The organism is Microvirga tunisiensis (assembly GCF_009296175.1).
GTDB lineage: Bacteria > Pseudomonadota > Alphaproteobacteria > Rhizobiales > Beijerinckiaceae > Microvirga > Microvirga tunisiensis.
This window is the reverse complement of record NZ_VOSK01000626.1, coordinates 1-2,119: the sequence shown is the minus strand read 5'-3', so window position 1 is coordinate 2,119 and position 2,119 is coordinate 1. Positions and strand designations below refer to the sequence as shown.

Sequence of the window (2,119 nt, the reverse complement as noted above, 5' to 3'; positions counted from 1 at the left end):
AGCCTTGACCGGAGCACGCCCGATCAGGCCTACTTCAACCCGCTTCCGCAACGCGCGGCAGCGTAACCCCGGCAGACGCTCCACTTAGCGAACCGAAAACGCTGTTCAACCAAACCGAGCCACCTCAGAACTCACTGTGCCAAGCCATCTCCTCAAAGCGCATGAGGTGAACGGGGATATAACTACCTACCCGCTCCTGGGTGAGACGCACCATCTCCTCAGACCCATCAAAAGCGACAACGTCGTAACCACGCTGCGAGAAGGCGAGAGCGTCCCGGCCCACACCACAACCGGCATCAAGAATACGTCCGCCAGGTGCAACAAGGCGGAGAAACTTGTCGTACAGAAGAGTGAGATCCACATCAGCTGTTTGCGAAGCGAAGCTTGTTGCGTTCTGGTCGTAATAGCCAATCGTGCCAACTACAGGGTCACCCATCGTCATACACCTCCACCGGCCGCCATTCGTGTATGAGCCCGTCTCGGGCAATCTGTTGTCTGATTCGGAGGAAGGAGGCCCGTTTTTCCGCGTCAATACCAGTCTGCAGCATAATGGTTTCGCGGAGCGGGTGATGGCTGTCCACAAGCCAGTTGTTGCGCTCGTGAAGTTTCGCGACCAGCTCAGGCGCTGGAACCGCAGCGAACTTCCCCCTTTCACCACGATTGCAGCGCTGACACGCAAGAACGAGGTTCCAGACGCCATCCGCATCGGGCATCTCACCGCGTTCCTTCAGCACCCATGGGAAGAAGTGATCTACATCTGTTGCAGAAAGTGCCATTTCCGCCCGACAGTAAAAGCACCGCCCCCGCTGATAGCCATTCAAAGCCGCCCGTACGCCGGTCAGGTTAACGCGGCGCACGCGCTCCACAAAGAGCAGGTTCTGCTCGGTATCTGCTTGAACAGCAATGCCGGCCCGCGGCAGATTGAGAGACCACGCTGTCTCCACTAACCGCCAGCGGGCCTCTGTCTCGTCGGCCAAGTTCGCTCCCTGGATGGACCCGGCGAGCCGCCGGAGGTCGTCAGTAAGCCGAATTGCGCCACCGCCACTACGACCAGATGTTCGCTCGTCCTCGAAGAAACGGACGGGGATTGGACCGGCACCCACAACGTGAAAGGCATCGATCACATTGACAAATCCGAGCCGTGCGGTGGTCTCAATCAACTTATCTTCCGGCAGATCACCCCGGTTGAACGCCCGGCAAGCGTCAAGGAACTTGCTCGACTGAGACGTGGTCTGCTTGTCGACCTGACGCAGGTGTTCGCACAGATTGCGCGCAAAGGGGGCAGCAAGGTCCTCCAACGGCACGCGGTCGTCAGGGCGATTGGCCAATTCCAATAGGGTCTTGCCGAGCGCGAACTTGTATGAGGCGACGTTCCGCCCGAACAGCACCACTGCGCGCCAGTTCGCATCGAGTGTCGGAGCCTTAGCGAGGAAATCGGTCATTCGGTCAGTCCCCGTCGAGATCGGCGGTGCCTGCCAGCACCTTGTACTGTGCAGCAGGCGCTCGGCTGGCCCTCCAAAAGTGCCACCCCAAGAGATCGCTCTCGAGCTCCCGCAGCACGAACTTTGGCGTTCCGTCTGGCAGCGGCAGGTAGGCAAGCCAAGGTTCTTGTACAGGCCATTGCGTGGCCGAATGTGTCACAGCGCGTGCCCGCAACCCGGAGGTCTCTCCGATATAGACAGGTTCGTCAGCGTCATGACCATAGATACAGTAAACGGCAGGCCCTGCTGGCAAGGAACGCGCTAGGGTCAGTGGCACCTGCTCCCACCAGGAGGCCTGGAGCAGACTAGCCGTTCCTATTCACCAGAGTTTGTTTCGGGGCCTATTTGGTAGCGCGGGCGTGCCGATCCGCTGCGTTTCTTTCACCGCGGCAAGGTCTGGAACGTGGGGAACGCGTTGGCAGGGACGGGATGGGATGACCGGGGCGATGGCAGCCCCGGCGCTCAGGGCGAGGCCGCCCGGGGCTGGGGTGCCAGAGCGCTCGCAAGACGGCGGACGAGATCCGCTTCCGGACAGCACGAGGCAAAGGCCAGTCGGATGCGGCTGGTGGTTTCCTGCACCCGCACGGCGATCTTGAGCAGGCGCAACCGCAGCGTTGCGAACTCCGCCCGGGCGAGAT

3 protein-coding genes are annotated in these 2,119 nt (G+C 60.8%); all 3 read right to left on the bottom strand.

Translation table 11 applies throughout. The features are described 5' to 3' along the window. Window positions 1-124: 124 nt before the first annotated feature. Window positions 125-436 carry a class I SAM-dependent methyltransferase gene (locus FS320_RS42170; RefSeq protein ID WP_202882968.1) on the bottom strand — a complete coding sequence of 104 codons (312 nt, stop codon included), beginning with the start codon at window positions 434-436 and terminating at the stop codon, window positions 125-127. After that, window positions 429-1,442, bottom strand: a complete 1,014-nt coding sequence (locus FS320_RS42165; protein WP_152718492.1) for an HNH endonuclease — start codon at window positions 1,440-1,442, stop codon at window positions 429-431. The genes FS320_RS42170 and FS320_RS42165 overlap by 8 nt, the downstream gene beginning before the upstream one ends. 501 nt (window positions 1,443-1,943) lie before the next feature. Next, a partial coding sequence (locus FS320_RS42160) for a transposase (RefSeq protein WP_192926244.1) occupies window positions 1,944-2,119 on the bottom strand: 176 nt, incomplete at its 5' end.

What these genes read in the sequence shown, in the direction of transcription:
- FS320_RS42170 (WP_202882968.1), bottom strand. Translation starts at nt 436, where the DNA reads ATGGGTGACCCTGTAGTTGGCACGATTGGCTATTACGACCAGAACGCA.
- FS320_RS42165 (WP_152718492.1), bottom strand. Translation starts at nt 1,442, where the DNA reads ATGACCGATTTCCTCGCTAAGGCTCCGACACTCGATGCGAACTGGCGC.